The sequence below is a fragment of the Pelomonas sp. V22 genome (assembly GCF_030014915.1).
In the GTDB taxonomy this organism is placed as follows: Bacteria; Pseudomonadota; Gammaproteobacteria; order Burkholderiales; family Burkholderiaceae_C; genus JAUASW01.
The window spans coordinates 306,245-331,784 of sequence record NZ_JAGIXS010000006.1; the positions used below are offsets into that span (position 1 = coordinate 306,245).

At 66.0% G+C, this 25,540-nt stretch carries 24 protein-coding genes, 2 tRNA genes and 1 riboswitch; of the genes, 10 read left to right on the plus strand and 16 right to left on the minus strand.

The window, feature by feature from the left end; all coding sequences use genetic code 11:
- Window positions 1-9: 9 nt before the first annotated feature.
- The 10 genes from J7U46_RS19015 to J7U46_RS19060 form a co-directional block, all read right to left on the minus strand.
- Window positions 10-900 (minus strand): helical backbone metal receptor, encoded by an 891-nt coding sequence (locus J7U46_RS19015; protein WP_282828668.1) that lies wholly within the window; start codon window positions 898-900, stop codon window positions 10-12.
- Between the two features lie 24 nt (window positions 901-924).
- Window positions 925-2,823 (minus strand): TonB-dependent receptor, encoded by a 1,899-nt coding sequence (locus J7U46_RS19020; RefSeq protein ID WP_282828671.1) that lies wholly within the window; start codon window positions 2,821-2,823, stop codon window positions 925-927.
- Window positions 2,824-2,901: 78 nt separating this feature from the next.
- A riboswitch (cobalamin riboswitch) is annotated at window positions 2,902-3,140 on the minus strand.
- Window positions 3,136-3,600, minus strand: coding sequence for a hypothetical protein (locus J7U46_RS19025; RefSeq protein ID WP_282828673.1), 465 nt, complete (start codon window positions 3,598-3,600; stop codon window positions 3,136-3,138). It overlaps the preceding riboswitch by 5 nt.
- Window positions 3,597-4,262, minus strand: a complete 666-nt coding sequence (gene pth / locus J7U46_RS19030; protein ID WP_282828675.1) for an aminoacyl-tRNA hydrolase — start codon at window positions 4,260-4,262, stop codon at window positions 3,597-3,599. Before pth ends, J7U46_RS19025 begins: the two co-directional genes overlap by 4 nt.
- An 84-nt stretch (window positions 4,263-4,346) precedes the next feature.
- Window positions 4,347-4,973, minus strand: a complete 627-nt coding sequence (locus tag J7U46_RS19035) for a 50S ribosomal protein L25/general stress protein Ctc (RefSeq protein ID WP_282828677.1) — start codon at window positions 4,971-4,973, stop codon at window positions 4,347-4,349.
- Window positions 4,974-5,082: 109 nt separating this feature from the next.
- Entirely contained in the window at window positions 5,083-6,045 is a 963-nt protein-coding gene (locus tag J7U46_RS19040) for a ribose-phosphate pyrophosphokinase (RefSeq protein WP_282828679.1), read from the minus strand.
- A gap of 66 nt (window positions 6,046-6,111) precedes the next feature.
- Window positions 6,112-6,188: transfer RNA gene (locus tag J7U46_RS19045), tRNA-Gln, on the minus strand.
- Between the two features lie 39 nt (window positions 6,189-6,227).
- A complete protein-coding gene (gene ispE, locus J7U46_RS19050; RefSeq protein ID WP_282828681.1) occupies window positions 6,228-7,109 on the minus strand; it encodes a 4-(cytidine 5'-diphospho)-2-C-methyl-D-erythritol kinase in 882 nt (293 codons plus the stop codon).
- 4 nt (window positions 7,110-7,113) lie between these two features.
- The gene (locus J7U46_RS19055; RefSeq protein WP_282828683.1) at window positions 7,114-7,662 is read right to left on the minus strand and encodes an outer membrane lipoprotein LolB; all 549 of its coding nucleotides are present in this window, start codon (window positions 7,660-7,662) and stop codon (window positions 7,114-7,116) included.
- Window positions 7,662-9,392: a tetratricopeptide repeat protein gene (locus tag J7U46_RS19060; RefSeq protein WP_282828685.1), complete on the minus strand. Its 1,731-nt coding sequence runs from the start codon at window positions 9,390-9,392 to the stop codon at window positions 7,662-7,664. The genes J7U46_RS19055 and J7U46_RS19060 overlap by 1 nt, the downstream gene beginning before the upstream one ends.
- Window positions 9,393-9,471: 79 nt before the next feature.
- Here J7U46_RS19060 and mutM point away from each other — a divergent pair, with 79 nt between their 5' ends.
- Genes mutM through J7U46_RS19075 form a run of 3 tightly spaced genes read left to right on the plus strand, consistent with a single transcriptional unit; the run spans window position 9,472 to window position 11,645 of the window.
- Window positions 9,472-10,287, plus strand: coding sequence for a bifunctional DNA-formamidopyrimidine glycosylase/DNA-(apurinic or apyrimidinic site) lyase (mutM, locus tag J7U46_RS19065; RefSeq protein WP_282828687.1), 816 nt, complete (start codon window positions 9,472-9,474; stop codon window positions 10,285-10,287).
- 5 nt (window positions 10,288-10,292) lie between these two features.
- Window positions 10,293-11,321, plus strand: a complete 1,029-nt coding sequence (gene mutY, locus J7U46_RS19070) for an A/G-specific adenine glycosylase (RefSeq protein ID WP_282828689.1) — start codon at window positions 10,293-10,295, stop codon at window positions 11,319-11,321.
- A gap of 15 nt (window positions 11,322-11,336) precedes the next feature.
- Entirely contained in the window at window positions 11,337-11,645 is a 309-nt protein-coding gene (locus J7U46_RS19075) for a hypothetical protein (protein WP_282828691.1), read from the plus strand.
- Between the two features lie 4 nt (window positions 11,646-11,649).
- On the opposite strand, the gene rapZ is transcribed toward J7U46_RS19075, so the two are convergent.
- Genes rapZ through J7U46_RS19090 form a run of 3 tightly spaced genes read right to left on the minus strand, consistent with a single transcriptional unit; the run spans window position 11,650 to window position 15,121 of the window.
- Window positions 11,650-12,570, minus strand: a complete 921-nt coding sequence (gene rapZ / locus J7U46_RS19080; protein ID WP_282828694.1) for an RNase adapter RapZ — start codon at window positions 12,568-12,570, stop codon at window positions 11,650-11,652.
- The gene (gene recN, locus J7U46_RS19085) at window positions 12,567-14,246 is read right to left on the minus strand and encodes a DNA repair protein RecN (RefSeq protein WP_282828695.1); all 1,680 of its coding nucleotides are present in this window, start codon (window positions 14,244-14,246) and stop codon (window positions 12,567-12,569) included. Before recN ends, rapZ begins: the two co-directional genes overlap by 4 nt.
- Window positions 14,246-15,121, minus strand: a complete 876-nt coding sequence (locus J7U46_RS19090) for an NAD kinase (RefSeq protein ID WP_282828696.1) — start codon at window positions 15,119-15,121, stop codon at window positions 14,246-14,248. The genes recN and J7U46_RS19090 overlap by 1 nt, the downstream gene beginning before the upstream one ends.
- Before the next feature lie 68 nt (window positions 15,122-15,189).
- On the opposite strand from J7U46_RS19090, the gene hrcA reads away from it, so the two are divergent.
- The 3 genes from hrcA (at window position 15,190) to J7U46_RS19105 (ending at window position 17,228) form a co-directional block, all read left to right on the plus strand.
- Window positions 15,190-16,209: a heat-inducible transcriptional repressor HrcA gene (gene hrcA, locus J7U46_RS19095; protein WP_282828698.1), complete on the plus strand. Its 1,020-nt coding sequence runs from the start codon at window positions 15,190-15,192 to the stop codon at window positions 16,207-16,209.
- A 36-nt stretch (window positions 16,210-16,245) separates the two neighbouring features.
- Window positions 16,246-16,322, plus strand: a tRNA-Ile gene (locus tag J7U46_RS19100).
- A 30-nt stretch (window positions 16,323-16,352) separates the two neighbouring features.
- Window positions 16,353-17,228 carry a rhodanese-like domain-containing protein gene (locus tag J7U46_RS19105; protein ID WP_282828700.1) on the plus strand — a complete coding sequence of 292 codons (876 nt, stop codon included), beginning with the start codon at window positions 16,353-16,355 and terminating at the stop codon, window positions 17,226-17,228.
- A 49-nt stretch (window positions 17,229-17,277) separates the two neighbouring features.
- On the opposite strand, the gene J7U46_RS19110 is transcribed toward J7U46_RS19105, so the two are convergent.
- The 3 genes from J7U46_RS19110 to J7U46_RS19120 form a co-directional block, all read right to left on the minus strand.
- Window positions 17,278-18,543, minus strand: a complete 1,266-nt coding sequence (locus tag J7U46_RS19110) for a 6-phosphofructokinase (RefSeq protein WP_282828703.1) — start codon at window positions 18,541-18,543, stop codon at window positions 17,278-17,280.
- A 71-nt stretch (window positions 18,544-18,614) separates the two neighbouring features.
- Window positions 18,615-19,106 carry a glycine zipper domain-containing protein gene (locus J7U46_RS19115; protein WP_282828704.1) on the minus strand — a complete coding sequence of 164 codons (492 nt, stop codon included), beginning with the start codon at window positions 19,104-19,106 and terminating at the stop codon, window positions 18,615-18,617.
- An 89-nt stretch (window positions 19,107-19,195) separates the two neighbouring features.
- Complete coding sequence (locus J7U46_RS19120; protein WP_282828706.1) at window positions 19,196-19,753, minus strand: HNH endonuclease; 558 nt, start codon at window positions 19,751-19,753, stop codon at window positions 19,196-19,198.
- Window positions 19,754-20,045: 292 nt separating this feature from the next.
- On the opposite strand from J7U46_RS19120, the gene J7U46_RS19125 reads away from it, so the two are divergent.
- The 4 genes from J7U46_RS19125 to J7U46_RS19140 all read left to right on the plus strand — a co-directional run bounded on the left by J7U46_RS19125 (window position 20,046) and on the right by J7U46_RS19140 (window position 25,522).
- Window positions 20,046-20,753 (plus strand): TetR/AcrR family transcriptional regulator, encoded by a 708-nt coding sequence (locus tag J7U46_RS19125; RefSeq protein ID WP_282828793.1) that lies wholly within the window; start codon window positions 20,046-20,048, stop codon window positions 20,751-20,753.
- Between the two features lie 27 nt (window positions 20,754-20,780).
- On the plus strand, window positions 20,781-22,571 hold the full coding sequence (locus J7U46_RS19130) for an acyl-CoA dehydrogenase C-terminal domain-containing protein (protein WP_282828708.1): 1,791 nt from the start codon (window positions 20,781-20,783) through the stop codon (window positions 22,569-22,571).
- An 87-nt stretch (window positions 22,572-22,658) separates the two neighbouring features.
- Window positions 22,659-23,093, plus strand: coding sequence for a DUF2147 domain-containing protein (locus J7U46_RS19135; protein WP_282828710.1), 435 nt, complete (start codon window positions 22,659-22,661; stop codon window positions 23,091-23,093).
- A gap of 32 nt (window positions 23,094-23,125) precedes the next feature.
- On the plus strand, window positions 23,126-25,522 hold the full coding sequence (locus J7U46_RS19140) for a 3-hydroxyacyl-CoA dehydrogenase/enoyl-CoA hydratase family protein (protein WP_282828712.1): 2,397 nt from the start codon (window positions 23,126-23,128) through the stop codon (window positions 25,520-25,522).
- Window positions 25,523-25,540 lie beyond the last annotated feature (18 nt).

Here is a 25,540-nt window from a genome sequence, read left to right on the forward strand (position 1 = left end):
GATGCCTTCTTACTTCTTCGCCGCCGCCAGTTCCTGCAGGCAGCGCAGCACGGCTTGCGCGCCTTCGCCCATACGGGGGCCAGGTCTTGCCATCAGGTCACCCTCGGCCGATGTGAAGCGGCAGACGTGCTGCTCGCGCAGGGCGGCGATGCGCTCCCAGCCGGGTCGGTCGGTCAGCTTCTGCGCATTGCGCTGCGACACGAGGATCAGCTGCGGGTCCGCCCGCACGACGAACTCCGGATTGAGCTTGGGGAAGGGCCCGAGCGCGGCCGGCACGATGTTGCGCAGGCCGAGGCGGGCCAGGATCTCGCCGCTGAACGAGATCTCGCCGGCGGCATAGGGCGCGCTGTCGACCTCGTAGTAGACGCGCAGGCCCTTCATAGACTCGGGCACCTGCGCAGCGGCGGCAGCCAGCTGGCGTTCGATGTTCTCTTTGATCTGCGGGCCGGACTTGCTTTCCAGCAGGCGCGAGAGCGTGTCGATGTGGCGGCGCACATCGGCCAGGTTCAAGGTGTCCAGCACCAGCGTCTTGACGCCCAGCGCGCCGAGGCGGTCGTGCAGGCGCGAGGCGGGGCTCAGTATCACCACATCGGGCCGCAGGGCCACGATGGCTTCGACCGAGGCATCGTCCATGGCACCGAGCTTGGGCAGCTTGGCGATGCTGGCCGGGAAATTCGCATAGCGGTCCACGCCGACGAGACGCTCGCAGGCGTCCAGCGCGCAGACCAGCTCGGTCAACGAGGGCAGCAGGGAGACGATGCGCCGGGGCGATTCGTTCCACTGCTGCTTGCGACCGAGGTCGTCTGTGAGGCTGATGTCGGCGGCCCGCGCGGGGCCACCGGTCAGAAGCAGCCCGCTCAGCAGGGCCAGAAGAAGGTGAATCTTGCTGCAATGCTTCACGGGCTGCGTCCTCTTCTTCAGTGCTTAGAGCGAAGGGCTCCAGCGCAGGCCCACGAAGGCCTGGCGCGGACCGGTGGCATAGCCATTGGCGAACTGGTACTGGCGGTCGAAGGCATTGTCCAGCTTCAGCTGCAGGCGCAGCTCCTTGGTGATGCTGTACTGCGCATCCAGCGTCAGCAGGCCGTAGCCGCCCAGGCGCACTGTGTTGGCCGCGTTGTCGTAGCGCTGGCCGCTTGCGAGCACCTGCGCGCCCAGCTCCCAGCCGGCGAGCGTGTAGTCGGCACGCAGCTTCAGCTGCTCATGGGTGCGGCGGGCCAGCAGCTTGCCGTAGGTGCTGCTGTTCTCGCTGACGTCCTTCGGCGCTTGCAGGTCCAGCGAGCCCGACAGGCGCAGGCCGGCAAATGTGCTGGCGGCCGTCAGGCTGATGCCTTGCAGGCGGGCCAGGCTGACGTTGTCGTAGCAACCGAACTGGTTCGGGCACTTCTTGGGATCGGCCGCGCCGAAGATGATCAGGTCGCGGATCTGGTTGCGGTAGGCGGTGATGCCGAAGCTGGTGCCGGCGTCTTCGTACTGCAGCGAGAACTCTCGGTTCAGGCCATGCTCGGCCTGCAGCAGCTGGTTGCCGTAGGGGCTGAAGCGCTGGTAGAGCGTGGGTGCGCGGAAGGCCGTGCCGATCGAACCCTGGACGCGCCATTGCGGCGTCAGCTTGTAGCCAGCGGCCAGGCTCTCGGTGGTGCTGCCACCGAACTCGCTGTCCTGGTCATGGCGCAGATGCGCCTGCACCGACAGCGGGCCCGAGCCCCACACGTAGCCCGCGCCAAAGGCGTTCTGGTGACGGTCGGCGCTGCCCGGTGTGGGGCTTTGCGGCAGGCTGGTGTTGAGCAGCTTGTCTTCGCGGCGTTCCAGCAGCGTGTTCAGCTGGCCTTCGCCCAGGCGCAGGCTGGCGTTGAAGGCATAGGCGCGGATGCGGGTTTCGGTCAGGTAGACACTGGGGCTGGTCTCGTAGCGGTCCATCGATTCGCCGACCGAGAACTCGCTGTTCAGGTCCTTGCTCCACTGGGCCGACCAGGCGGCGCGCAGGGCGCGCATGTCATTGCGCGTGCGGTCGTCGGTCTTGGGCTTTGCGGTCGCGTCGTACTGCGCGTCCATCTTGTTCTTGAGGCCCAGCAGCTCGATGCGGTGCTGCTTGTTCAGCTGCAGGCCGAGGCGGGCGCTGCCGCTGGTGGTCTTGTAGCCGTCGTCGTCGGGCGTGTAGGTTGCATCCGTCGTGGGGCGCGAGTTGAAGCCATCGCTGCGTTCGCTGGACAGCGAGATTGCATAGTCCAGCATGCCGGTGGCGCCGAAGACGCTGCCGTCGACCTTCTTCAGGCCCATGTTGCCGGCACCAACGCCCAGTTCGACCTGCGGCTTGCCGTCGCCCTTGCGGGTGAAGACCTGCACCACGCCGCCGACGGCGTCGGAGCCATAGACCGCCGCGCCGGGGCCGCGGATGATTTCAACGCGCTCGATCTGGGCCAGTGGGATGGCGTTCCAGCTGGCACCGCTGCTGGCTTGCGAGTCGAAGCGCACGCCGTCGATCAGCACGGTCGTGTGGCGCGTCTCGGCGCCGCGCAGGAACATCGAGGTCTGCGCGCCGGGGCCGCCGGTGCGGACCATCTCGAAGCAGGCCTGGCCGCGCAGCAGGTCAGCCAGCGTGCCGAGGGCCTGACGCTCGATGTCGGCGCGGGTCAGCACGGTCACGTCGGCCAGCACATCGGCAAGGCGCTGCGGACTGCGGGTGGCGGTGACGACCACCGAATCCAGCTTGTTGGCGCTGCTTTGAGCGGCGGCGGGCAGGCTGGCGATGAGGGCGAGCGCAAGGGGAGTGGCGCGCGTGCACGCGGCCAGCAGACGACGCTCTTGGCGTCGGGTCGTGGAAGTCATGAGAAAGGGATCCGAATTACAACCAGTGGCCAGCTTCCCCGCAGGCCCCTGTGAATCGGTGCTGTGCCGCTTTTGGGCGAGCGCGCACCACCTGTTGGCCGGTATCCGGGCTGGTGGCACGCATTCCTGAATCCTTCCCAGCGCGGCTGCGCCAGTGGATGTGTCGTTCAGAAACTGGAAGCCGGGCGGCTTCGTCCACTTACCGTTGCGGGGACAGCTCAGGTTGACCTTGCTCCGCTGGAGCTTGACCTTCTGATTCCCGTTTAACTGCCCTGGCTTGAATGCCAAAGGCGAGCACCAACGGGCTGGATTCTAGCGGGGTGCCGAGGCCGCGCCCTGCGCGGGCGCGGCTTTGTTGCGCTGGGGCAAGACCTTGGGTGTCTTGAGTGGCTTCTTGGTCGGCTGCTTGGCATGCGGCCCCGACGCTGGCTCGGTGGCGGGCGAGGCCAGGCCATCGATGTGGCCAGCTCCCATTTGCTGCTTGCGCTGCAAGGCCTCGGCCTGCAGGCGCTCGCGTTCCATTTTGTCGGCCTGGCGCTCAATGGCCTTGGCCTGCTCGCGCGCGGCCTGTTGTTGGGCGCTGGCGGGTTGATCGAAGCGTATGGCCTGGGCGGGTGCCGAAGCCTTGTCGGCACAGGGGCTGTCCTGCAGCTGGCGACCATCGGGGCCGCAGCGATAGACCGGCACCTCGCGCGGACGGGTCTGCGCCGGGGCGCTGCCGCTGAGGACTGCGAGAAGCAGGGGGTACAGCAGAGCAACAACCGGCGGCTTGTTCATGGCGTGGTCTCTGGCGTGGAAGGAGAGGGCGAAGAGGGCGGCGTCGCGTCTGCCTTTGGCGGCTTGGGCGGCTTTGGGCGAGGTGGCTTGGCGTGGATCTTGGTCAAGGCCTTGGCCATGTCGCCGGCCAGCATCAGCGGCAGGGCTTCGTAGGACTTGGCGATGCAGTCTTCCACCGCCTGGCGCTCGGCCAGCGGCGGCTTGCGCAGCACGAAGTTGGCCACCTCGGCCTTATGGCCCGGATGGCCAATGCCGAGGCGCAGGCGCCAGAAATTGCCGCTGCCGAGCTGGGCCTGCATGTCCTTCAAGCCGTTGTGGCCGCCGGTGCCGCCGCCTTGCTTGAACTTCATTTCACCGGGCGGCAGGTCGAGCTCGTCGTGGATGGCGAGGATCTCTTCGGGTGCGATCTTGAAGAAGCGCGCCAGCGCCGCAACCGACTTGCCCGACACATTCATGTAGGTCATCGGTTCCAGCAGCCAGATCGGGCCCGGCGCGCTGGGCGCGTTGTTCACGCGGGCAACGAGGCCGTGATAGTTGCGGTCCAACTGCAGCGAGGTGCCGAGGCCACGCGCCAGTCCATCAATCCACCAGAAGCCGGCGTTGTGGCGGGTGTCTTCGTATTCGGAGCCCGGGTTCCCGAGGCCTACAAGCAAGCGAATCATGGGCAGGGATTATCGTGGTGGCAGGAACGAAAAAGGCCCTGCATTGCAGGGCCTTCCTCAGGAGAGCTGAAGCTCGGGCAGGAATTACTTCTTGCCCTTCTTGCCCTTCTTGTCGTCGGCGGCCGGAGCGGCGGCGACAACGATCACTTCTTCCGCTGCCGGTTCCACCGGGGTGGCGACGACCGGGTTCGGCTTGCCGTGCGTCACGACCTTGATGCCTTCCGGCAGCTTGATGTCGTTGACGTGCAGCGAGTGACCCTTGGTCAGGCCGCTCAGGTCCACTTCGATGAACTCAGGCAGTTGCTGGGCCAGGCAGGTGATGGCCAGCTCGGTGATCACGTGGTTGACCGTGCACTTGTCGGTCTTGACGGCGACCGAGTTCTCTTCACCGATGAAGTGCAGGGGCACCTTCTTGGTGATCTTGGTCGTGCTGTCGACGCGCTGGAAGTCGATGTGCAGCACTTGCGGCTTGTACGGGTGCATCTGGAAATCACGCAGCAGCACCTTGGACACGACGCCGTTCAGTTCCATGTCGAGGATGGAGCTGTGGAAAGCTTCCTTCTTCAGGGCGTGGAACAGTGCGTTGTGATCGAGTTCGATCATGGCGGGTTCGCCGGCACCAAAAACAATACCGGGGACCTTGCCCGCGATACGCAGGCGGCGGCTCGCTCCGGTCCCCTGCAGCTTGCGCTCAAAAGCGACAAAGTTCATAACAGACTCCAAACAATGGATGGGCACCCGCGACCAGGTTTGCCCGTGAATTGCAGCGTTGCCGCTGCGGCTTTACGGCCACCCCGGCTTGCGCCGAGGCGACAGATTCTTAGAAATTGTTGTTCTGCTCGCTAAACAGAGAAGTGACCGACTCGCCGTCAGAGATGCGGCGGATCGTCTCGGCGAACAGGAAGGCCACCGACAGCTGGCGGATCTTGCCGCAGGCCTTGGCCGCGTCATTCAGCGGAATGGTGTTGGTGATCACGACTTCGTCGAGCTGCGACTTCGAGATGCGCTCAATGGCCGGGCCCGACAGGATGGGGTGGGTGCAATAGGCGAACACGCTCTTGGCGCCGCGGTCCTTCAGCACCTCGGCCGCCTTCACCAGCGTGCCGGCGGTGTCGATCATGTCGTCCATGATCACGCAGTTGCGGCCGTCGATCTCGCCGATCACGTGCATCACTTCGGAGACGTTGGCGGCCGGACGGCGCTTGTCGATGATGGCCAGGTCGCAGCCGAGCTGCTTGGCCAGTGCACGGGCGCGCACCACGCCGCCGACGTCGGGGCTCACGACCACCAGGTCGGAATAGTTGCGGGCCTTCAGGTCCGACAGCAGGACCGGCGAGGCATAGATGTTATCGACCGGAATGTCGAAGAAGCCCTGGATCTGGTCAGCGTGCAGGTCCATCGTGAGCACGCGCTCGACGCCGACGGTTTCCAGCAGGTTGGCCACGACCTTGGCCGAGATCGGCACGCGGGTGGAACGCGGGCGGCGGTCCTGGCGGGCATAGCCGAAGTAGGGGATCACGGCGGTGATGCGGCGAGCGCTGGCGCGCTTCAGGGCATCGACCATGATCAGCAGTTCCATCAGGTTTTCGTTGGTCGGCGCGCAGGTGGGCTGAACCACGAAGACGTCGCGGGCGCGGACGTTCTGCTGAATCTCGACCGTCACCTCGCCATCGGAGAAGCGACCGACCACGGCCTTGCCGAGTTCGAGCCCCAGATGGGTGGCGATTTCTTGGGAGAGGACCGGGTTGGCGTTACCCGTGAAGAGGACGGTGTTGAGCAGCACGAGCGGGCCATCCTTTAGGTCAGTGGCCCCGCGGCCAGCCCTGCGGGTCCCGGAGATGAAAAAATTTGGCAGGGGCGGAAGGATTCGAACCTGCGCATGTCGGAATCAAAATCCGATGCCTTAACCAACTTGGCGACGCCCCTACACAGGACACTGCAGAGCTGCAGCACCCTATAACTTGCTCAGTTGTCAGCCCAACCGCGTAGCGGGTGAACCTTCAAACTGCGGCACATTCTAGCAACCCATCCAGAGGGTAGACCCTCTGCGAACGTCATGGGCTGACGGTCCGTACCTTCTTTCCCATCCACTCTGGCAAACACCGCGCTGCCCGATCCGGTCATCCGGCTGTTGCCGAATTTGCTCTGCAAAATCTGCAGGGCCTGAACCACTTCGGGGCAGAGTGCTTCGGCGGCTGGTTGCAAGTCATTGCGACCGAAATTCTTGCCTTGAAGCTCGCTGCTGTTGTGTGCAGGAAAGCCCGCTACTATAGCCACAGAATTTGATCTTGCCAAGAGGGGGCTCGAAAAAATCTCCTTGGTGGCGATGCTCTGGGGTGGTTTCACGACCGCGTACCGCTGCTCGGGCAGCGAGATCGGATGCAGCACCTCGCCTATGCCTTCGACGAAGGCGTGTGTGCCACCCAGGAAGAAGGGCACGTCCGCGCCGAGGCTCAGGCCCAGCGACAGCAGCTTTGACAAAGGCCAGTTCAGTCCCCACAGCCGGTTCAGCGCCAGCAGCGTGGAGGCGGCGTCGGAGGATCCGCCGCCCATGCCAGCGCCGGCGGGCAGGCGCTTCTCGATGTGGATGTCTGCGCCTATCGTGCAGCCGCTCTGCGCTTGCAATGCACGAGCGGCGCGCAGGCAGAGATCGTCCGGCGGCAGGGTGTCGCCGCTGTCGTGCCGGTGCAGGGCGCCATCGTCGCGGCGCTCGAAATGCAGAGTGTCGGCCCAGTCGATCAAGGCGAAGATCGATTGCAAGAGGTGATAGCCGTCGGGGCGCTTGCCGACCACATGCAGGAACAGGTTCAGCTTGGCCGGAGCCGGGACGTCATAGATCGCGCGCATGGCCTCATTGTCCCGTGCCGGGCGATTCGAGCCGGGCGCGCAGCACCACCTCGCTGGGCTCGCCGCGTCGCGCGACGATCAGCCCCTTCTCTGCAAAGCCGCCCAGGTCTACGGTCCAGCCCAACTGCCTGAAGCCCTTGGTATCGCCTTCCAGCGCCTGGCTCGGCGCATCGGGCCAGGGCCGTCCACGCAGCCAGTCGAACAGCGCGGCCACCGGAATAGCCTCGCCCAGCAGGTCTTGCGTGAGGCTGTCCAGGTCGGGGTAGCGGCGCTGCTCCTTGGGCGTCTGAAGCAGTACCGATTGGCCGTCCCATCGGGCGCGGGCGATCAACTGCCCCAGTGGGCTGCTGAGCTCCAACTGGCCGGCGCGTGGCGTGCCTTGCAGATCGAAGCTGCCGCTGCCGCCCTGGTCGCGCCCGGTGACCTTGACGCTGAGCTTGCCGCTGAACTGCAGGGCATCGGCCTGCGCGGGCAGCGGCGGGGGCTTGTCGTCGATGCTGGCGCAGCCGACCAGGGCTGCGGCCAGCGCCGCAGCGATCAGTCGACGCAGCATCAGGGCTTGGCCTTGAGCCGGGACTGCGTCTCGCGCAGCGCCTCGTTGCCAGGGTCGCGCTTAGCGCCCTCGGCCCACACGCGGCGCGCCTCGTCCTGCTGTTGGGTGACCCACAGCAGCTCGCCCAGATGGGCGGCGATCTCGGCGTCGGGGCGCGACTGGTAGGCCTGGCGCAGGAATTTCAGCGCCGCCTCGTGGTTGCCCATGCGGTATTCGATCCAGCCCATGCTGTCGACGATGAAGGGCTCGTTCGGCGCGTACTCCAGGGCCTTGGCGATCAGCTCCCGCGCCTCCGGCAGGCGCTCAGCCCTATCGGCCAGCGAATAGCCGAGGGCGTTGTAGGCGTGATAGTGCTCAGGCTTCAGCTCGATCACTCGGCGCAGCAGAGCTTCCATCTGGTCCACTCGCCCCAGCTTCTCGGCGGCCATCGATTGCTCGTACAGCAGGTCCACATCACCGTCGAAACGCTTGTTGGCCTGCTCCAGCACCTCGTAGGCGAGCTTCCATTGCTGGGCTTCGCGCAGCAACTGGGCCTCGGCGATGAACTTCGCGCGGGCCTCTTCGTCGCGGGTCTCGGGCAGGGCCTGGATCAGCTTGCGGGCCTGATCGATCTTGCCCTGGCGGGCCAGCAGCGAGGCGCGGCGGTACTGCGTCTCGGTGAGGCGCTGCGGGTTGTCGACCTTGGCCAGCCAGGCCTCGGCGGCCTTGTAGTCGCGGCGCATCTCGGCCGCCTGGGCGAGCTGCAGCCAGGCCTGCTGCTGGGCTTCCTGGACGTCGGATTCCTTGGCGTTGGGCGATTGCTCGATGCGCTTGAGGAACTCGGTCAGCGCGAGTTCTGCCGCCTCCGGATGGTGCAGGTCCAGCTCCAAGGCGCCGAGCGCGTACCAGGCCGAAGACAGCTCGGGCGAGCGCTGCGTGACGACGCGGAACTCGCGCGCCGCATCGGCGCTGCGCTGTGAACGGGCGAGCGCGCGGCCATAGGCCTGGCGCAGCGAATGGCTGTCGGGATGGCTGGCCAGGTAGTCGGTGACCACCCCCTCGGCCTCCTTGCTCGCCTGCATCAGCTCCAGGGCCAGCAGCGAGGGCTCGTCGGCGTCCGGCGCCACCTTGGATGCCTCGCGCAACAGTTCCAGGGCCCGCCCGGTTTCGGCGGCCACCGAAGCGAGCCGGCCGTTGACCAGCAAGGCCATCAGCCGCGTGGCTGGCACACGGGCTTGTTCTTGCAGCACAGGCTCCACGGCGGCCAGCACCTTTTTGGGTTCGGGTGAGCGTTGGAACAGCCGCGGCAGCGAGGCCAGCACGCCCACGCGCTGGTCTTCCGGTGTCAGGGCCAGCAGCGACCGCAGCGGGGCCGTGGCATCGGCTGGGCGATTCAAGAGGGTCACCAGTTGCAGCGTCATCTGCTGCGCTTCCATCGACTCGGGCACGGCATCGGCCCAGGCGCGAGCCGCCTGCAGCGCTTCGTCGCCGGCGCGGGCCTGCAGAGCAATGTCGACGACGCGGCGGAACAGCGCCTCGTCGCCGGTGCGGCGGGCGGCGTCCAGCAGCACCTGGAAGGCCACGCCAGGCTTGCCCGAACGCAGCTCCATCTCGCCGACCAGCAGCTGATAGAACAGCGGCGCATCCATGTCGGAGTTCGGCGGCGGCACGGTGTTGGCGCGAGCCGCGAAGCTGCTGGCGAGCAGGGCGGTGCACAGGGCGAGCTTGTGCAGGGCGGGAGTCTTGGGCATTGCTGGATGCTCCTCAGGGAGGCCGGGTTGCGACCCATTCTAGGGACGCTCTGTAAAGCCGACATTTATCATGCCCGCCATGCCTGAATTGCCCGAGGTTGAAGTCACCCGCCGTTCGTTTGCCGACGCCATTGCCGGTGCGCGGGTCGAGTCTGTGCGCCTCGGAAAGCCGCTGCGCTGGCCACTCGGCATCGAGCCTGCACAGCTGCGCGGCGAGTGGGTCGGGCAGGCTCAGCGCAGGGGCAAGTACCTGTGGCTGCCGCTGGGGCAGGGCGGTTTGCTGATGCACCTGGGCATGTCGGGCTCGCTGAATTTCTCGGCCACGGCGGCCGAGCCGGGGCCGCATGACCATTTCGATCTGCGCACCGATCGGGGCGTGTTGCGCCTGACCGATCCGCGCCGCTTTGGCGCCGTCGTGTGGTCGCCCTCGCTGGAAGATGACCCTGCCGCCAAGCTGCTTTCCAACCTGGGCCTGGAGCCCTTCGACGCCCGCTTCGACGGCGCCCACCTGCATGCCGGCCTGGCCGGCCGCAAGGTGGCGGTGAAGCTGGCGCTGCTGGCCGGAGACATCGTCGTCGGCGCCGGCAATGTCTACGCCTGCGAAGCCTTGTTCCGCGCCGGCATCGACCCTCGCACCCCTGCCCACAAGCTCAGCCGCCCCCGCTGCGCCCGCCTGGCCGATGCGGTGCGCGCCGTGCTGGCGCAGGCGCTGGAGGCCGGCGGCACCACGCTGCGGGACTTCAAGGATGCCCATGGCGTGGCCGGCAGCTTCCAGATGCAGGCCGAGGTCTACGGCCGCGAAGGCCTGGCCTGCCTGCGCTGCGGGAGCAAGATCAAGCGCATCGTCCAGGGCCAGCGTTCCACCTTCTTTTGTCCCTCATGCCAGAAACGCTGAAACCGATGACGACGACGAACCTGCCGCTGGACTTCGGCCCCTTGCTGGTGGCCTGGCAGCGCAAGCACGGGCGGCATGAGCTGCCCTGGCAGAACACGCAGGACCCCTACCGCGTCTGGCTCAGCGAAATCATGCTGCAGCAGACCCAGGTGACGACGGTGCTGGCCTACTACCAGCGCTTTCTGCAGCGCTTCCCCACGGTGGCTGACCTGGCTGCTGCTTCGCTCGACGAAGTACTGGCCATGTGGCAGGGCCTCGGCTACTACAGCCGGGCGCGCAACCTGCACCGCTGCGCCGTGGTGGTGGCGGCGCGGGCCGATGGCGCCTTTCCGCGGACGGCGGCGGAGCTGGCTGAGTTGCCCGGCATCGGGCGTTCTACCGCTGCCGCCATCGCCGCCTTCTGCTTCGGCGAGCGCGTGGCCATTCTCGATGGCAACGTGAAGCGGGTGCTGTCGCGCCTGCTGGCTTTCGATGGCGACCTGGCCAGCAGCGCGCAGGAGAAGCTGTTGTGGCGCCACGCCGAGGCCTTGCTGCCGACGGAGGGCATCACGGCCTACACGCAAGGCCTGATGGACCTGGGCTCCAGCATCTGCTCGACCCGCTCGCCTCAATGCCTGCTGTGCCCGGCCTCCGAGCTCTGCGCCGCGCGCGCGGCCGGCGAGGCCGAGCGCTACCCGGTCAGGACCCGCAAGCTCAAGCGCGGTCGGCGCGAGAACTGGTGGCTGTGGCTGGAGAACCCGGCCGGCGAGGTGCTCTTGCAGCAGCGGCCCGAGACCGGCGTTTGGGCCGGGCTGTGGACGCTGCCGCTGTTCGATGACGAGGCTGCGCTCAAGCAGGCCACGCGAGACCTGGAGGGCGAGCCCGAAGTGCTGCCGCGCATCGAACATGCGCTGACGCATTTCGACTGGGTGCTGCATCCTCGCCGGGCGATGCTGACCAATGGCCATGCCGCCATGGCCGAAGGACAATGGGTGGCGCGTGAGCGGCTGGCGAGCTATGCCCTGCCGGCGCCGCTGAAGAAATTGCTGGCCTGAGGAGACGAGCGAGCCATGAATCCTGCCCTGAAGAATGCGGTTGAGTGGGCCCTGATCGCCCTGCTGGTGGCCGGCGCGTGCCTGGGCCTGCTGGTGGTCGCGAATGGTGGCGATGAAGAGATCTCGGCCGTGAAAGCCACGATGCTGAGCCTCGGCATTGCGGGCGGCTGGCTCGCCCATCTGGTCTTCATGGCCCAGTGCCTCAAGATCAGCGGCCGGCGCATGATGCCCTGGCTGCTGCTGCTCATCGTGTTCACGCCCATCGCCTCCGCGGTCCTGCTGGCGATGCTGTTCTCGGGCGCGCAGTCGCGGCAGGCGGGCTGAGCCTTTAGCGGTAGTCCAGTTCGCGGTGCCGCTTGAGCACCTGGCCGTGATAGGCGAACTGGCGCGTCAGCGTCTCCACCAGATAGACCGAGCGGTGCTGGCCTCCGGTGCAGCCGATGGCAATGGTCAGGTAGCTGCGCTGGTCGGCCGCAAAGGCCGGCAGCCACTGGCCGATGAAGGCGCCGATCTGTGCCAGCATCAATCGCACCTCGGGCTGGTCTTCCAGGTACTCGGCCACCGGTTTGTCGCGGCCGGTGAGTGGCCGCAATTCGCGGTCGTAGTAGGGGTTGGGCAGCACGCGCACGTCAAAGACGAAATCGGCGTCGCTCGGCACGCCGTGCTTGAAGGCGAATGATTCGAACACCAGGGTCAGCGATTCGCCCTTGACCGCCACCAGGTCTCGCACCCATGCGCGCAGCTGGGCTGGGCGCAGGAGGCTGGTGTCGATGACGGTGGACTCGACCCGCAGCGCGGCCAGCAGTTCGCGCTCCAGCTGAATGGCGTCGAGCAGGGCGCGGTGGTTGTCGTCCAGCGAGTTCTCGTCCTGACGCAGCGGATGAGGGCGGCGCGTCTCGGAGAAGCGCCGCATCAGCGCCTCGGTGTTGGCATCCAGGAAGATCGAGCGCACGGCCGTGCCCTCGCTGCGCAACTGCTTGATCAGCGGCAGCAGATGCGGCAGCGAGCCCGCGCTGCGCACGTCGACGGCAATCGCCACGCGGCGCTTGCCGCGGCGCTCTTCCAGCATCAGGAACTGCGGCAGCAGCTCGGGCGGCAGGTTGTCCACGCAGAAGAAACCGGCGTCTTCCAGCGCATGCATGGCCACGGACTTGCCGCCACCCGACATGCCGGTGAGCAGCACCAGGTCGGCCGCGCCGGTGGGGCTCACGCCGATGTCGATCAAGGGAGCGGGGCTGGTGCTGATCATGATTTGGCGGCCTTGGCCGGCTTGGCGGAGAGCGTCAGCATCTCCTGCGCATGCGCGAGGCTGGTGGAAGAAAGACGTTCGCCGCCCAGCATGCGGGCGATCTCGGCCACGCGGGCCTCGCCGGCGACCGGCTGCACATCGCTGCAGGTGACGCCCTGGTGCAAGGCCTTGGACACCACGTAATGCTGGTCGGCACAGGCGGCAACCTGGGGCAGGTGGGTGACGGCCAGCACCTGGGACGAGCGGCCCAGCTGCTTCATCAGCCGGCCCACAGTCTCGGCCACGGCGCCGCCGACGCCGGCATCGATTTCGTCAAAGATCAGCGTGCCGGCGGCCTGGCCATCGAGCTGGCAGGTGGTGACGGCAATGGCCAGCGCGATGCGCGAGAGCTCGCCGCCCGAGGCCACCTTGGCCAAGGGCCGCGGCGTGCTGCCCGCATGGCCCGCGACCAGGAATTCCGCCGATTCGAGACCGAAGCTCTGCGGCTGCTCCTGCGGCAGCAGCGCGATCTCGAAGCGGCCGCCCGCCATGCCCAGCTGCTGCATGGCCTGACTCACGGCAGCCGACAGCTGCGGTGCCGCCTTGGCACGTGCCACGCTGACCCGCTTGGCTTCCTGCTCGAAGGCCTTGCGCGCGGCCGCCTGGGCCTGCTCCAGTGCGGCCAGGTCGGTGGCAGCTTCGAGCTGCTGCAGCTCGGACTTCCATTCATTCAAGAGCGCGGGCAACTCGGCCGGCGGCCGGCGGTAGCGGCGTGCCATCTGCATCCAGGCCGACAGGCGCTCGTCCAGCTGCTGCAGCCGCTCGGGCTCCTGCTCGGCGCCATGCAGGTAGGAACTCAGGGTGTGGACGGCGTCCTGCATCTGCGCCTGTGCGCCTTGCAGGGCCTCGACGGCGCCTTGCAGGCGTGGGTCGTAGCCCAGCACGGCTTGCAAGCCATCTAGCGCGCGCTCGGTCAGGCGCTCGGCGCTGGTGTCGGCTTCGCTCAGCGCATCCAGCGCGCCGCGCGCGGCATCCATCAGCGAGGCGGCGTGTGACAGGCGCTGGTGCTCGCCATTCAGCTCTTCCCATTCCTGCTCGCCCGGCGCGAGTCGGTCCAGCTCGGTGATCTGCCAGGCCAGGCGCTCATGTTCGCGTGCGAGCTCGGCCGAGCGGCTCTGCGCCGCTTCCAGCTTCTCGCTGGCGGCGCGCCAATCACCGTAGGACTTGCCAAGTGCTGCGGTGCTCAAGCCGGCGTAAGCATCGAGCAGCGCACGCACTGAAGGCGCGCGGGTCAGGCCTTGCCAGGCATGCTGGCCGTGGATGTCCACCAGGTGATCGGCCAGCTCGCGCAGCTGGGCCACGGTGGCGGCGCTGCCGTTGATCCAGGCGCGGCTCTTGCCTTGCGCATCGATCACGCGCCGGAAGAGCAGGCTGTCGGATTCGGCATCGAAGCCGGCTTCATCGAGCCAGACGAAAAGGCTGGCCGGGCGGTCGAACTCGGCGGTGATCTCGGCTCGGGCCGCGCCCTCGCGCACCACGCCTGCATCGCCCCGGCTGCCTAGCGCCAGCTGCAATGCATCGATCAGGATGGACTTGCCGGCGCCGGTCTCGCCGGTGAGCGCGGCAAAGCCGGCGGCGAAGTCCAGCTCGAGGCTGGGAACGATGACGAAATCTCTGAGCGACAGGCGGCGCAGCATCAGGCCACTCCCTCATACCAGCGCAGCTTGCGACGCAGCGTGGCGTAATAGCTCCAGCCCTTGGGATGTAGGAAGCAGACCTGGTGCTCTGAGCGGCGCACGCTGATGCGGTCGCCGTGCAGCAGACTGGCGAGGCTCTGCATGTCGAAGTTCACACTAGCGTCGCGGCCAGCCACGATCTCGAGCAGCACGCCGCCCTGGTCGGGCAACACGATGGGGCGGTTGGACAGCGCATGCGAGGCGATGGGCACCAGCACCCAGCCAGCGATGCTCGGATGCAGGATGGGGCCGCCGGCCGACAGCGAGTAGGCCGTGGAGCCGGTGGGCGAGGAGACGATCACGCCGTCTGCCCGCATATTGGCCACGAATTCCTCGCCGACCTGGACCCGCAGCTCCACCATGCTGGCGGTGGCGCCGCGGCTCACCACCACGTCGTTGAGCGCCAGGCCTTCGAAGATCGATTCGCCATCGCGCCAGACCGCGCCTTCCAGTACAGCGCGTTTCTCCATTTCGTAGTCGCCGGCGAGGATGGGCGCCAGCGCTTCGCGGAAATGCTCGATCGAGATGTCGGTGATGAAACCCAGGCGGCCCTGGTTGATGCCGACCAGCGGGGTGCCATGTCTTGCCATCTGGCGGGCAAAGCCGAGCATGGTGCCGTCGCCGCCGACCACGATGGCCAGGTCGCAATCCGCACCAAGCTGGTCGGGGCTGAGCGCCTCATAGTCGGTGATGCCGGTGTTCTCGGCCGTCTCGAGCTCCAACGAGACGTCGAGGCCCAGGTCGGTCACGAACTCGGCAATTTCCTCAAGCAGCGGGCGTATGCCACGCGCCTGATGTTTGCCCACGATTGCCACATGTCGAAAACGCTTGGCCATGGGAGGAATTACACCACAGGGGCTTGTCCCGAAGAGGCGGCGTGGCGAGGGTCCGTACAATCGAAAGCATGCTGGACGAGCGCTCCAAATCCCTGCTGAAAACCCTGGTCGAACGCTATATCGCGGACGGCCAGCCCGTGGGTTCCCGCACCCTGTCCAAGGCCTCGGGTCTGGAGCTTTCGCCGGCCACCATTCGCAACGTGATGGCCGACCTCGAGGAGCTGGGCCTGATCGCCAGCCCGCACACTTCGGCCGGCCGCATCCCAACGGCGCGCGGCTACCGACTCTTCGTCGACACCATGCTGACGGCCCAGCCCGGCCTGATGGAGGCGAAGCCGCTGGAGCAGCAGCTGCAGCCGGACCAGCCGCAGCGCGTGATCACCAGCGCGGCCAATCTGCTGTCCAACCTTTCCAGTTTTGTCGGCGTCGTGACCGCGCCGCGCAAGGCCAGTGTTTTTCACCACATCGAGTTTTTGCGCCTGGGCGACCGCCGCGTGCTGGTCATCATGGTTTCGCCCGACGGCGATGTGCAGAACCGCGTGATTTTCACCGCCCAGGACCTGAGCCAGATTGAGCTGGCCGAGGCCAGCAATCGTCTGAATGCCCATTACGCCGGCCTCACGCTGGAGGCGGTGCGCGAGCGGCTGAAGAACGAGGTGGACGAGCTGCGGGGCGAGATTGCCCTGCTGATGCAAGCCGCCGTCCAGGCCGGCACCGACGCCATGGCTGGCAGTGAGGAGCATCTGATCATCTCTGGCGAGCGCAATCTGCTGACCGTGCAGGACTTCAGCAATGACCTCGGCAGCCTGCGCCGGCTGTTCGGCCTGTTCGAGGAGAAGACCCAGCTGATGCGCCTGCTCGACGTCTCTAGCCGTGCCGAGGGCGTGCGCATCTACATCGGCGGCGAGAGCCAGGTCGTTCCCTATGAGGAACTGTCGGTCGTCTCTGCGCCCTACGAAATCGACGGCCAGGTGGTCGGCACCCTCGGCGTGATCGGCCCCACCCGCATGGCCTACGACCGCATGATCCAGATCGTCGACATCACCTCGCGCATGGTCAGCCAGGCCTTGTCGGCCCACAGCAAGTAGGCCTCGCCCGCCCTATACAATCGCGCGCTTCCCCGGGGGCCGTTAGCTCAGTTGGTTAGAGCAGAGGACTCATAATCCTTTGGTCGCAGGTTCAAGTCCTGCACGGCCTACCAAAGATTTCCTGCTTTCAGGCCGCCGCGCCCATGCCAACGATGAGATTTGCAGCTCTGACCGTGATGTGCCTGGCGGGCCTGTCGTTGTCGTCCCTGGCCTCGGCACAGTTTTCCCAGCCCAAGTTCCCTCCACAGCTTCCCGAGGTTGCGAAGGAGGGCTATTTCAAGCAGTTCGTGCCCGCAGCTGAGCACAAGGCTTTCGTCGTCAGCGCCGACGGTCAGCGCTTCTCGGCGGTGTTTGGGCGGAACTCGGTTGATGAGGCTGCCCGCGTTGCGTCGTCGGCTTGCCTGGCGGAGCACAAGGTGCCTTGCCGTATCTGGCTTGCGGACAAGACCGAGATGTTTGGCAGCTATGCCAAGACAGCTCAGGAGTCTGCAAGGGCCGTGGCCAAGCTTCCCGCAGGACTTGGTGGCAAGCGCTTTGCGGACGAAGCGGTCGACTATCAGGTCGCCACCCCGGCGGGCTTGCGCCCGGGGAAGGAAGTCCATGGCCTCACGCCGCTGGCAGCGCCTGACGGTGCCGAGCGGATCGAGACGGATGCCCTGGTCAAGCTCTACAAGTCCGAGAAGCGCCTGGTTGTCTTGGACGTTCTGCACTCCAGGAGCCTCACCCGCAGCACGCTGCCCAAGGCGACCTGGATCTATGGCGGTGGCTGGGAGCAGGGCGAGCTGAACAAGGTGATAGACAGCCAGTTCCTGCTTGCCATGCGTAGCCTGGCGCCACGCAAGGACACGCCCATCGTCAGCTATTGCTCGAACCGGGAGTGCTGGCTGTCATGGAATGCAGCGCTGCGCTTGAAGCAGGCGGGCTACGAGCACGTTTACTGGTACCGGGGCGGTGTTGACGCTTGGCATGCGGCCGGCCTCCCGCTGGTCGAGACGCCGCTGTTCGCACACATGTGGTGACCGATTGGAGCCAGGTGCCGCTGTCTGGGCGCATGGTTTGCGGTCGCTTCTAGGCTGATCCTTTGCTTTGGCCCTGAGGGTCGCTCCCAGCCAGCACCTTTGACACCGGATTCGACCGCAGCCGGAATGCCTCCGGCATGCCCGACCCCAGCAGTGGACGCAGGTACATGCGGAAGGCATCGGTCACGTCGGTGCCGCTCTCGCTGATGAAGGCGTCTTCCATGGTGCGAGTCTTGCCGGCCACGGCATCCAGCGGCAGCAGCTCGTAGTCGACCGAATAGAAACCGGTGCGCTTGATGGCGATCGAGCCTGAGGTGCGCCCGCTTGCATCACCCCACATCGCGTATTGCACAGCCTTCTCGCCGACTTCGCGGGCCTCGCGCTGATCCACGTCCGACACGCAGCCGACAAAGCTGCGCTGCAAGTAGCCAAAGGTGTCGCCGCGCACGCGCTTGATCTTCAGCTTGCTCTTGATCTCCTCGCACAGCAGATCGGCGAGCGCGCCCGAGCCCGAGAGCTGCACGTTGCCGTGGGCATCGCGTTCCAGGTCCTTGGCGAGCTGAGCGGCAATCGGCTCGCCGGAGGCGTCGTGGATGCCTTCCGAGACCGCGATCACGCAGCGGCCGTAGCGCTCGTATGTCGCTTTCACATCAGCCAGGAACTTCTCCAGCGAGAAAACGCGCTCGGGCAGGTAGATCAGGTGCGGGCCGTCATCGGGGAATTTCTTGCCCAGGGCCGAGGCCGCAGTGAGGAAGCCTGCGTGGCGGCCCATCACCACGGCGAGGTAGATGCCGGGCAGGGAGGCGTTGTCGAGGTTGGCACCGGCAAAAGCCTGGGCCACGAAGCGCGCCGCCGATGGGAAGCCGGGCGTGTGGTCGTTGCCGACCAGGTCGTTGTCTATCGTCTTCGGGATGTGGACGCAGCGCAGTGGGTAGCGGGCCTTGGCCGCCTCCTCGCTGACGATGCGCACGGTGTCCGACGAATCGTTGCCGCCGATGTAGAAAAAGTAGCCGATGCCGTGCGCCTGCAGGACCTTGAAGATCTGCTGGCAGTAGGCGATGTCGGGTTTGTCTCGCGTCGAGCCCAGCGCGGAGGAGGGCGTGGCGGCGATCAGCTCCAGGTTGTGGCTGGTCTCGGAGGTGAGATCGACGAAGTCTTCATTGATGATGCCGCGCACGCCGTGGCGGGCGCCATAGACCCGTTCGATGCCAAGATGCCGCCGCGCTTCAAGCACGACGCCGGCCAGGGACTGGTTGATCACCGCCGTCGGGCCGCCACCTTGTGCGACCAGAACCTTGTTTGCGCCTGCTGCCATGGTGAAAGCCGCTCCGTCTTTGCTGAGGGAGCGGCCATTCAACCATGAGGCGCCTTCTCGGCGCCTGCTGATTAACGAGCGGGCGTGGTGGCGCTTTGCTGCACGACCGGGGCCCGAGTGACGCGTGTCTTGCCACCGGTGGTGGTGAGGATCACCGGCTCGCCGGGGGCGAAGTGCTCTTCGCCCTTGGCCTGGACCACCGAGCGGCGCTCGCCGTTGCGCATCTGCAGCAGGATCTCGATGGCTTCTTCTCGGGTGGCATTGCGTTCAATGGCATTGCCGATGACGGCTCCGGCCACGGCGCCGATCACGCCAACGATCTGGCCTTCACGGCGGCCACCGACTGAGGAGCCGGCTATGGCGCCGGTCACTGCGCCGGCTGTGCCGCCGATGCCGCTCTGCGTGCCATCGACAACAACAGGGCGTACCGACAGCACGGTGGCGTCCTGCACCAGCGATAGGCGCTGCGCGTCGCCGCGCTGGACCACGTCCGGATTGGTCGTCGAGCAGGCCGAGAGCGTGGCTACGGCGGCAAGCGTCAGGGCGGAAATGAGGAATTTCATGGGAGAGCTCCGAGGGGTCACGCGCCCCCAACGGCACTCATTTTGCGCCCGTTGACCGACTTACAAGTCTTTACGGATGCGCCATGACTTCAGGCATAGAGCCGGCTGGAGCGCGGCACGCTGGCCAGCAGGAACTCCATCTGATCGGCCAGGATGCGGCGGCCACGCAGGATCATGTCCTCGTGCAGACTGGGCACATAGGGCAGGTAGAGCAGGCTCATATGAGCCTCTTCGGGCAGGCGCGCACCCTTGCGTCCGTTGCAGCCTCGGCAGGCGGTGATGCAGTTCATCCAGCTGTCCGCGCCGCCGCGCGAGGTCGGGATGATGTGCTCACGGGTCAGGTCTTCGCTGTGGTGGCGGTGGCCGCAGTAAGCGCAGACCTGGCGGTCGCGTGTGAAGAGCTTGGGATTGGTCAAGGCCGGCGTCTGGCGCCAGGCCCGGCTGGGGACGGCCCCGCGCACCGCGATGATGGGGTGCACCTCGATGCGGGACTGCATGCCCGTGCGGCGCTGCAGGCCGCCGCGCATCACCTGGCAGGGGTCGCCGAGCGTCCAGGCAATGCCATCGCTGGCATAGATCACGGCGGCTTCCTTGGTCGTGATCCAGGCCTGCGGACGGCCCGAGACATCCAGTTGCAGAACATCCACAGCGTGAACCTCCTGGGCCGCAGCGTACTGCAAGAGTGCGCGCTGACTCAATAGCAGCAGCCATGAGCATGCGGCCTGTCGTGCCGCTGCAAATGCCACGGCCCGGGGTCATCAAATGGTCAAGAGCGGCCGGGGCATGTGCGCCTGGGCTGGGCCCGGCTAGGCGCCATCCCCTAAAAAATGCACGGATTCCATGCGGCAGCTTGATCGGCTTTCTGCAAAATAGAACGACCGTTCGTTTTATTATTCGGGCCCGAGCCCCGCTTCCCGGATCCATCCTGCCGTGTCAGCCCTGCCGTCCAACCCGCCCAAAGCCGCCAGCGCCCCGCGTCGCGTGGCCCGCTCGCTGCAGAAGGGCCAGCAGACCCGTGCCGCCATCCTGGAGGCTGCGCTGGGCCTGGCCTCGCACATGGGGCTGGAGGGCCTGTCGATCGGCGCCCTGGCCGATGTGACCAAGATGAGCAAGTCCGGCGTGTTTGCCCATTTCGGCTCGCGCGAGGAACTGCAGATCGCCGTGGTGCGCGAGTATCACGCCAAGTTCGAGGAAGAGGTGTTCTTTCCGGCGATCCGCGAAGTGCGTGGCCTGCCGCGCCTGCGTGGGCTCTATGAGCGCTGGGTGCGCCGCGTCTCGGTGGAAATCGATTCGGGCTGCATCTATATCAGCGGCGCCGTCGAGTTCGACGACCGGCCCGGCCCGGTGCGCGATGCCCTGGTCACCATGGTCCAAGCCTGGCACGGCGCTCTGCACAAGGCCATTGTGCTGGCCAAGCAGGTCGGTCATCTGCAGGAGGCGGCCGACGTCGAGCAGATCCTGTTTGAACTGCACGGCCTGATACTTTCCCTTCATCACGATGCGCGCTTCATGCGCAGCCCGGGCGCCTTGCCGCGTGCCGGTGTGGGCTTCGAGCGCATCGTCCAGTTCTATGCAACGCCGGCCGGCCTGAAAGCCGACGCCGCCGCGCAAAAGTCCGAACCGACCGCCGGCAAAAAGCGGTCCTGACCCCCAGATTCAAACCGAGGAGCCACCATGCCCCAGTACAACCCGCCACTGCGCGACATGCAGTTCGTGATGCACGAAGTGCTGAACGTCGTCGACGAGCTGAAGCTGCTGCCGGCTCATGCCGATACGGATGCGGACACCATCAACGCCATCCTGGAAGAAGGTGGCAAGTTCGCCGCCGAGGTGCTGATGCCCTTGAACCTCTCCGGCGACGCCGAAGGTTGCAAGCTGGACAAGACCACGCACGAAGTGACCCCGCCCAAGGGCTTCAAGGAAGCCTATGCCAAGTACGTGGAAGGTGGCTGGGCGGCTCTCGGCTGTGATCCGGAGTACGGCGGCCAGGGCCTGCCAGTCATCGTGAATCAGGCCTTCTACGAGATGCTGAATTCGGCCAACCAGGCCTGGACCATGTATCCGGGCCTGAGCCACGGCGCCTATGAAGCCCTGCATGCCCACGGCACCCCGGAGCAGAAGGCCACCTACCTGCCCAAGCTGACCAGCGGCGAATGGACCGGCACCATGTGCCTGACCGAGCCGCATTGCGGCACCGACTTGGGGCTGCTGCGCAGCAAGGCCGAGCCGCAGGCAGACGGCACCTACAAGATCACCGGCGCCAAGATCTTCATCTCGGCTGGCGAGCACGACATGGCCGCCAACATCATCCACCTGGTGCTGGCCCGCCTGCCGGACGCACCGGCCGGCTCCAAGGGCATCTCGCTCTTCGTCGTGCCCAAGTTCAATGTGAATGCCGATGGCTCGCTGGGCGAGCGCAATGGCATCTATTGCGGAGGCCTCGAGCACAAGATGGGCATCCACGCCAACTCGACCTGCCAGATGGTGCTGGACGGCGCCGTGGGCACGATGGTCGGCCAGCCCAACAAGGGCCTGGCAGCGATGTTCGTGATGATGAATGCAGCCCGTCTGGGCGTGGGCAACCAGTCGCTGGGCCTGACCGAAGTGGCGTATCAAAACGCCGTGGCCTACGCCAAGGACCGCATCCAGATGCGCTCGCTGTCGGGCCCGAAGGCGCCCGACAAGGCAGCCGACCCCATCATCGTGCACCCCGACGTGCGCAAGATGCTGCTCACCGCCCGTGCCTACGCCGAAGGCGGCCGCGCGCTGAACACCTATGTCGGCCTGCAGCTGGACAAGGCCCTGAGCTCGGACGACGAAGACGAGCGCAAGGAATGCGAAGCTGAAGTCGCCCTGCTGACGCCCATCATCAAGGCCTTCATCACCGACAACGGCTGGATCGCCACCTCGCACTGCATGCAGGTGTTCGGCGGCCATGGCTACATCCACGAGTGGGGCATGGAGCAGTTCGTCCGTGACGCCCGCATCAACATGATCTACGAGGGCACCAACACGATCCAGTCGCTGGACCTGCTGGGCCGCAAGATCCTCGGCAACAACGGCGCCACGCTGAAGAAGTTCGGCAAGAAGATCGCCACCTTCGTGGAAGACGAGGGCACCGATGAAGCCATGCAGGAGTTCATCAACCCGCTGGCGGACCTCGGCGACAAGGTCACCAAGCTGACCACCGAGATCGGCATGAAGGCCTTCGGCAACCCGGATGAAGTCGGCGCCGCCGCCGTGGACTACCTGCGCGTGGTGGGCCACCTGACGTTCGCCTACTTCTTTGCCCGCATGGCCAAGGTGGCCCTGCAAAAGAAGGACAGCGGCGACCCGTTCTACACCGCCAAGCTCTCGACGGCTCGCTTCTATTTTGCGAAGCTGCTGCCGGAGACGGCATCGCTGATTCGCAGCTGCCGTGCCGGCCTCAACCCGCTGATGGAGATGGACGAAGCGCTGTTCTGATCCTTGCGCAAGCTTTTTGCGTCCTTGCCTCATTGATCCCAGGCCCGCCACAGATGCGGGCCGCTACAACACCAGGAGACACCACCGATGAAAGCACTGATCACCGCCGCCGCTCTGAGCCTCCTGAGCAGCCTCGCTGCCGCCCAGGCCACGCCCGTGGGCCTGTGGAAGACCATAGACGACGACGGCAAGACCGAGAAGTCACTGGTGCGCATCACTGAGAAAGACGGCGTTTACACCGGCACCATCGAAAAGATCTTTGATGCCGCAAAGGCCGATGGCAAGTGCGACCAGTGCAAGGACGACCGCAAGGACAAGCCGGTGGTGGGCCTGCAGATCATCCGTGGCGTCAAGCAGGACGCAGACGACAAGAGCTTGTGGGGCGGTGGCGAGATCCTCGACCCCAACAACGGCAAGACCTACAAGACCCGGCTGAAGCCGGTCGATGGTGGCAAGCGCATGGAGATGCGCGGCTATGTCGCTTTCATCTACCGCACCCAGGTCTGGGTGCGCGTCGAGTAAAGAAAGCCTTTCAGAATTTCAGGAGAACTTCCGTGAGTCGATTCCAAGTCCGCAAAGTCGCCGTGCTCGGCGCTGGCGTGATGGGCGCGCAGATCGCTGCCCATCTGGTCAATGTCAAGGTGCCGGTCGTGCTGTTCGACCTTCCCGCGAAAGAGGGGCCGAAGAACGGCATCGTCACCAAGGCCGTCGAGGGTTTGAAGAAGCTCAAGCCGGCGCCGCTCGGCGTGCCCGAGAACGCCGCGCTGATCCAGCAGGCCAACTATGAAGAGCACCTGGAGCTGCTGAAAGACTGCGACCTGATCATCGAGGCCATCGCCGAGCGCATGGACTGGAAGCTCGATCTGTATACCAAGATCGCTCCCTTCGTCGCACCGCATGCCATCGTGGCCTCGAACACCTCGGGCCTGTCGATCACCAAGCTCAGCGAAGTGCTGCCCGAAGCAATCAAGCCGCGCTTCTGCGGCATCCATTTCTTCAACCCGCCGCGCTACATGTACCTGGTGGAGCTGATCAACACGCCGACCACGCGTCCGGAAGTGATCGATCAACTCGAGAGCTTCGTGACCACGGCCGTGGGCAAGGGCGTCGTGCGCGCCAACGACACGCCCAACTTCGTGGCCAACCGCGTCGGCATCGCCGGCATGATGGCCACGATGATCGAGGCCGAGAAGTTCGGCCTGTCCGTCGACGTGGTCGACGACCTGACGGGCAAGAAGCTCGGCCGCGCCTCGAGTGGCACCTTCCGCACCGCCGACGTGGTGGGCCTGGACACCATGGCCCACGTCGTCAAGACGATGCAGGACAACCTGAAGGACGACCCCTTCTACAGCACCTACGCCACGCCCAAGGTGCTGGCCGGCCTGATCGAGAAGGGCGCCCTCGGCCAGAAGAGCGGCGCCGGCTTCTACAAGAAGGTCGGCAAGGACATCCAGCGCCTGGACTTCGCCACCGGTGAATATGTCGCCGGCGGCAAGAAGGCCGACGAGATCGTGGCCCGCATGCTGAAGAAGCCCGCGGCGGATCGCATCAAGCTGCTGCGCGAGTCGACCAACCCGCAGGCCCAGTTCCTGTGGTCCATCCTTCGCGATGGCTTCCACTACGCCGCCGTGCACCTGAACACCGTGGCCGACACCGCGCGCGAGATCGACTTCGCCATGCGCTGGGGATTCGGCACCAGCCAAGGCCCGTTCGAGCTGTGGCAAGCGGCTGGCTGGAAGCAGGTCGCCGAATGGATTTCGGCTGACATCGCCGATGGCAAGACGCTTTCGAGCGCACCGCTGCCCGCTTGGGTGACGGAAGGCCCGGTGGCCGAGAACGGTGGTGTGCATTCCAAGGAAGGCTCCTGGAGCGCTGCGGAAGGCAAGTTCAAGCCGCGGGCCAAGCTGCCGGTCTATGAGCGTCAAGCGTTCCCCGAATCCCTCGTGGGCGAAGGCGCGGTCGAGCCGCTGAAGGCCGGCACCGAAGAGTTCAAGAACGACGAGGTGCGCGTCTGGACGCTGGACGGCGAAGTGCTGATCGCCTCGATCACCGCCAAGCTGCACCTGATCAGCCCGACTGTGACCGAAGGCCTCTTGAAGGCTGTCGAGATCGCTGAAGCCAAGTACAAGGGCCTGGTGATCTGGTCGCCGGACGATGTGTTCTCGGCTGGCGCCAACCTCGAGGCCCTGATGCCCGTCTTCATGAGCAAGGGCTCCAAGGGCATCGCCCCGGAAGAGAAGAAACTGCAGGACGCGATGCTGAGCATCCGCTATGCCAATGTGCCGGTGGTTGCCGCGATGCGCGGCCTGGCCCTGGGCGGTGGCTGCGAGCTGGCTGTGCATTGCGCCCGCCGTGTCGCGCACATGGAAAGCTATGTGGGCCTCGTGGAAGTGGGCGTGGGCCTGATACCGGGCGCTGGCGGCCTGACCTACATCGCCCGCCGCGCGGCCGAGATGGCCAACGCGGGCAATGCGGCTGCGGACATCTTCGCCTTCCTGAAGGACGGCTTCACCACCGCCGCCACGGCCAAGGTGGCCACCTCGGCCCTGGAAGCACGCAAGAACGGCTTCCTGCTGGACAGCGACATCATCGTGGCCAACAAGGACGAGCTGCTGCACATCGCCACCGCGCAGGCCAAGGGCCTGTACGAGTCGGGCTACCGTGCGCCGCAGAAGGCCTTGTTCCCGGTGGCCGGCCGTTCGGGCATCGCCACGATCAAGGGCCAGCTGGCCAATATGCGTGACGGCGGCTTCATCAGCCAGCACGACTTCCACCTGGCTGCGCTGATCGCTGACGTGGTCTGCGGCGGTGAAGTGGAGGCTGGCTCCCTGGTCGACGAGGAATACCTGATGTCGCTGGAGCGCAAGCATTTCTGCTCGCTGCTGGACCACCCCAAGACCCAGGAACGCATCATGGGCATGCTGCAAACCGGCAAGCCGGTGCGCAACTGATCCGGCGGCCCCGAAGGA

What these genes read in the sequence shown, in the direction of transcription:
- ispE (WP_282828681.1), bottom strand. Translation starts at nt 7,109, where the DNA reads ATGCGCGCGATCTATGACGTCCCGGCTCCGGCCAAGCTGAACCTGTTC.
- J7U46_RS19060 (WP_282828685.1), bottom strand. Translation starts at nt 9,392, where the DNA reads ATGCCCAAGACTCCCGCCCTGCACAAGCTCGCCCTGTGCACCGCCCTG.
- mutY (WP_282828689.1), top strand. Translation starts at nt 10,293, where the DNA reads ATGACGACGACGAACCTGCCGCTGGACTTCGGCCCCTTGCTGGTGGCC.
- recN (WP_282828695.1), bottom strand. Translation starts at nt 14,246, where the DNA reads ATGCTGCGCCGCCTGTCGCTCAGAGATTTCGTCATCGTTCCCAGCCTC.
- rapZ (WP_282828694.1), bottom strand. Translation starts at nt 12,570, where the DNA reads ATGATCAGCACCAGCCCCGCTCCCTTGATCGACATCGGCGTGAGCCCC.
- J7U46_RS19135 (WP_282828710.1), top strand. Translation starts at nt 22,659, where the DNA reads ATGAAAGCACTGATCACCGCCGCCGCTCTGAGCCTCCTGAGCAGCCTC.
- pth (WP_282828675.1), bottom strand. Translation starts at nt 4,262, where the DNA reads ATGATTCGCTTGCTTGTAGGCCTCGGGAACCCGGGCTCCGAATACGAA.
- mutM (WP_282828687.1), top strand. Translation starts at nt 9,472, where the DNA reads ATGCCTGAATTGCCCGAGGTTGAAGTCACCCGCCGTTCGTTTGCCGAC.
- J7U46_RS19115 (WP_282828704.1), bottom strand. Translation starts at nt 19,106, where the DNA reads ATGAAATTCCTCATTTCCGCCCTGACGCTTGCCGCCGTAGCCACGCTC.
- J7U46_RS19075 (WP_282828691.1), top strand. Translation starts at nt 11,337, where the DNA reads ATGAATCCTGCCCTGAAGAATGCGGTTGAGTGGGCCCTGATCGCCCTG.
- J7U46_RS19090 (WP_282828696.1), bottom strand. Translation starts at nt 15,121, where the DNA reads ATGGCCAAGCGTTTTCGACATGTGGCAATCGTGGGCAAACATCAGGCG.
- hrcA (WP_282828698.1), top strand. Translation starts at nt 15,190, where the DNA reads ATGCTGGACGAGCGCTCCAAATCCCTGCTGAAAACCCTGGTCGAACGC.
- J7U46_RS19105 (WP_282828700.1), top strand. Translation starts at nt 16,353, where the DNA reads ATGCCAACGATGAGATTTGCAGCTCTGACCGTGATGTGCCTGGCGGGC.
- J7U46_RS19020 (WP_282828671.1), bottom strand. Translation starts at nt 2,823, where the DNA reads ATGACTTCCACGACCCGACGCCAAGAGCGTCGTCTGCTGGCCGCGTGC.
- J7U46_RS19055 (WP_282828683.1), bottom strand. Translation starts at nt 7,662, where the DNA reads ATGCTGCGTCGACTGATCGCTGCGGCGCTGGCCGCAGCCCTGGTCGGC.
- J7U46_RS19035 (WP_282828677.1), bottom strand. Translation starts at nt 4,973, where the DNA reads ATGAACTTTGTCGCTTTTGAGCGCAAGCTGCAGGGGACCGGAGCGAGC.
- J7U46_RS19110 (WP_282828703.1), bottom strand. Translation starts at nt 18,543, where the DNA reads ATGGCAGCAGGCGCAAACAAGGTTCTGGTCGCACAAGGTGGCGGCCCG.
- J7U46_RS19130 (WP_282828708.1), top strand. Translation starts at nt 20,781, where the DNA reads ATGCCCCAGTACAACCCGCCACTGCGCGACATGCAGTTCGTGATGCAC.
- J7U46_RS19025 (WP_282828673.1), bottom strand. Translation starts at nt 3,600, where the DNA reads ATGAACAAGCCGCCGGTTGTTGCTCTGCTGTACCCCCTGCTTCTCGCA.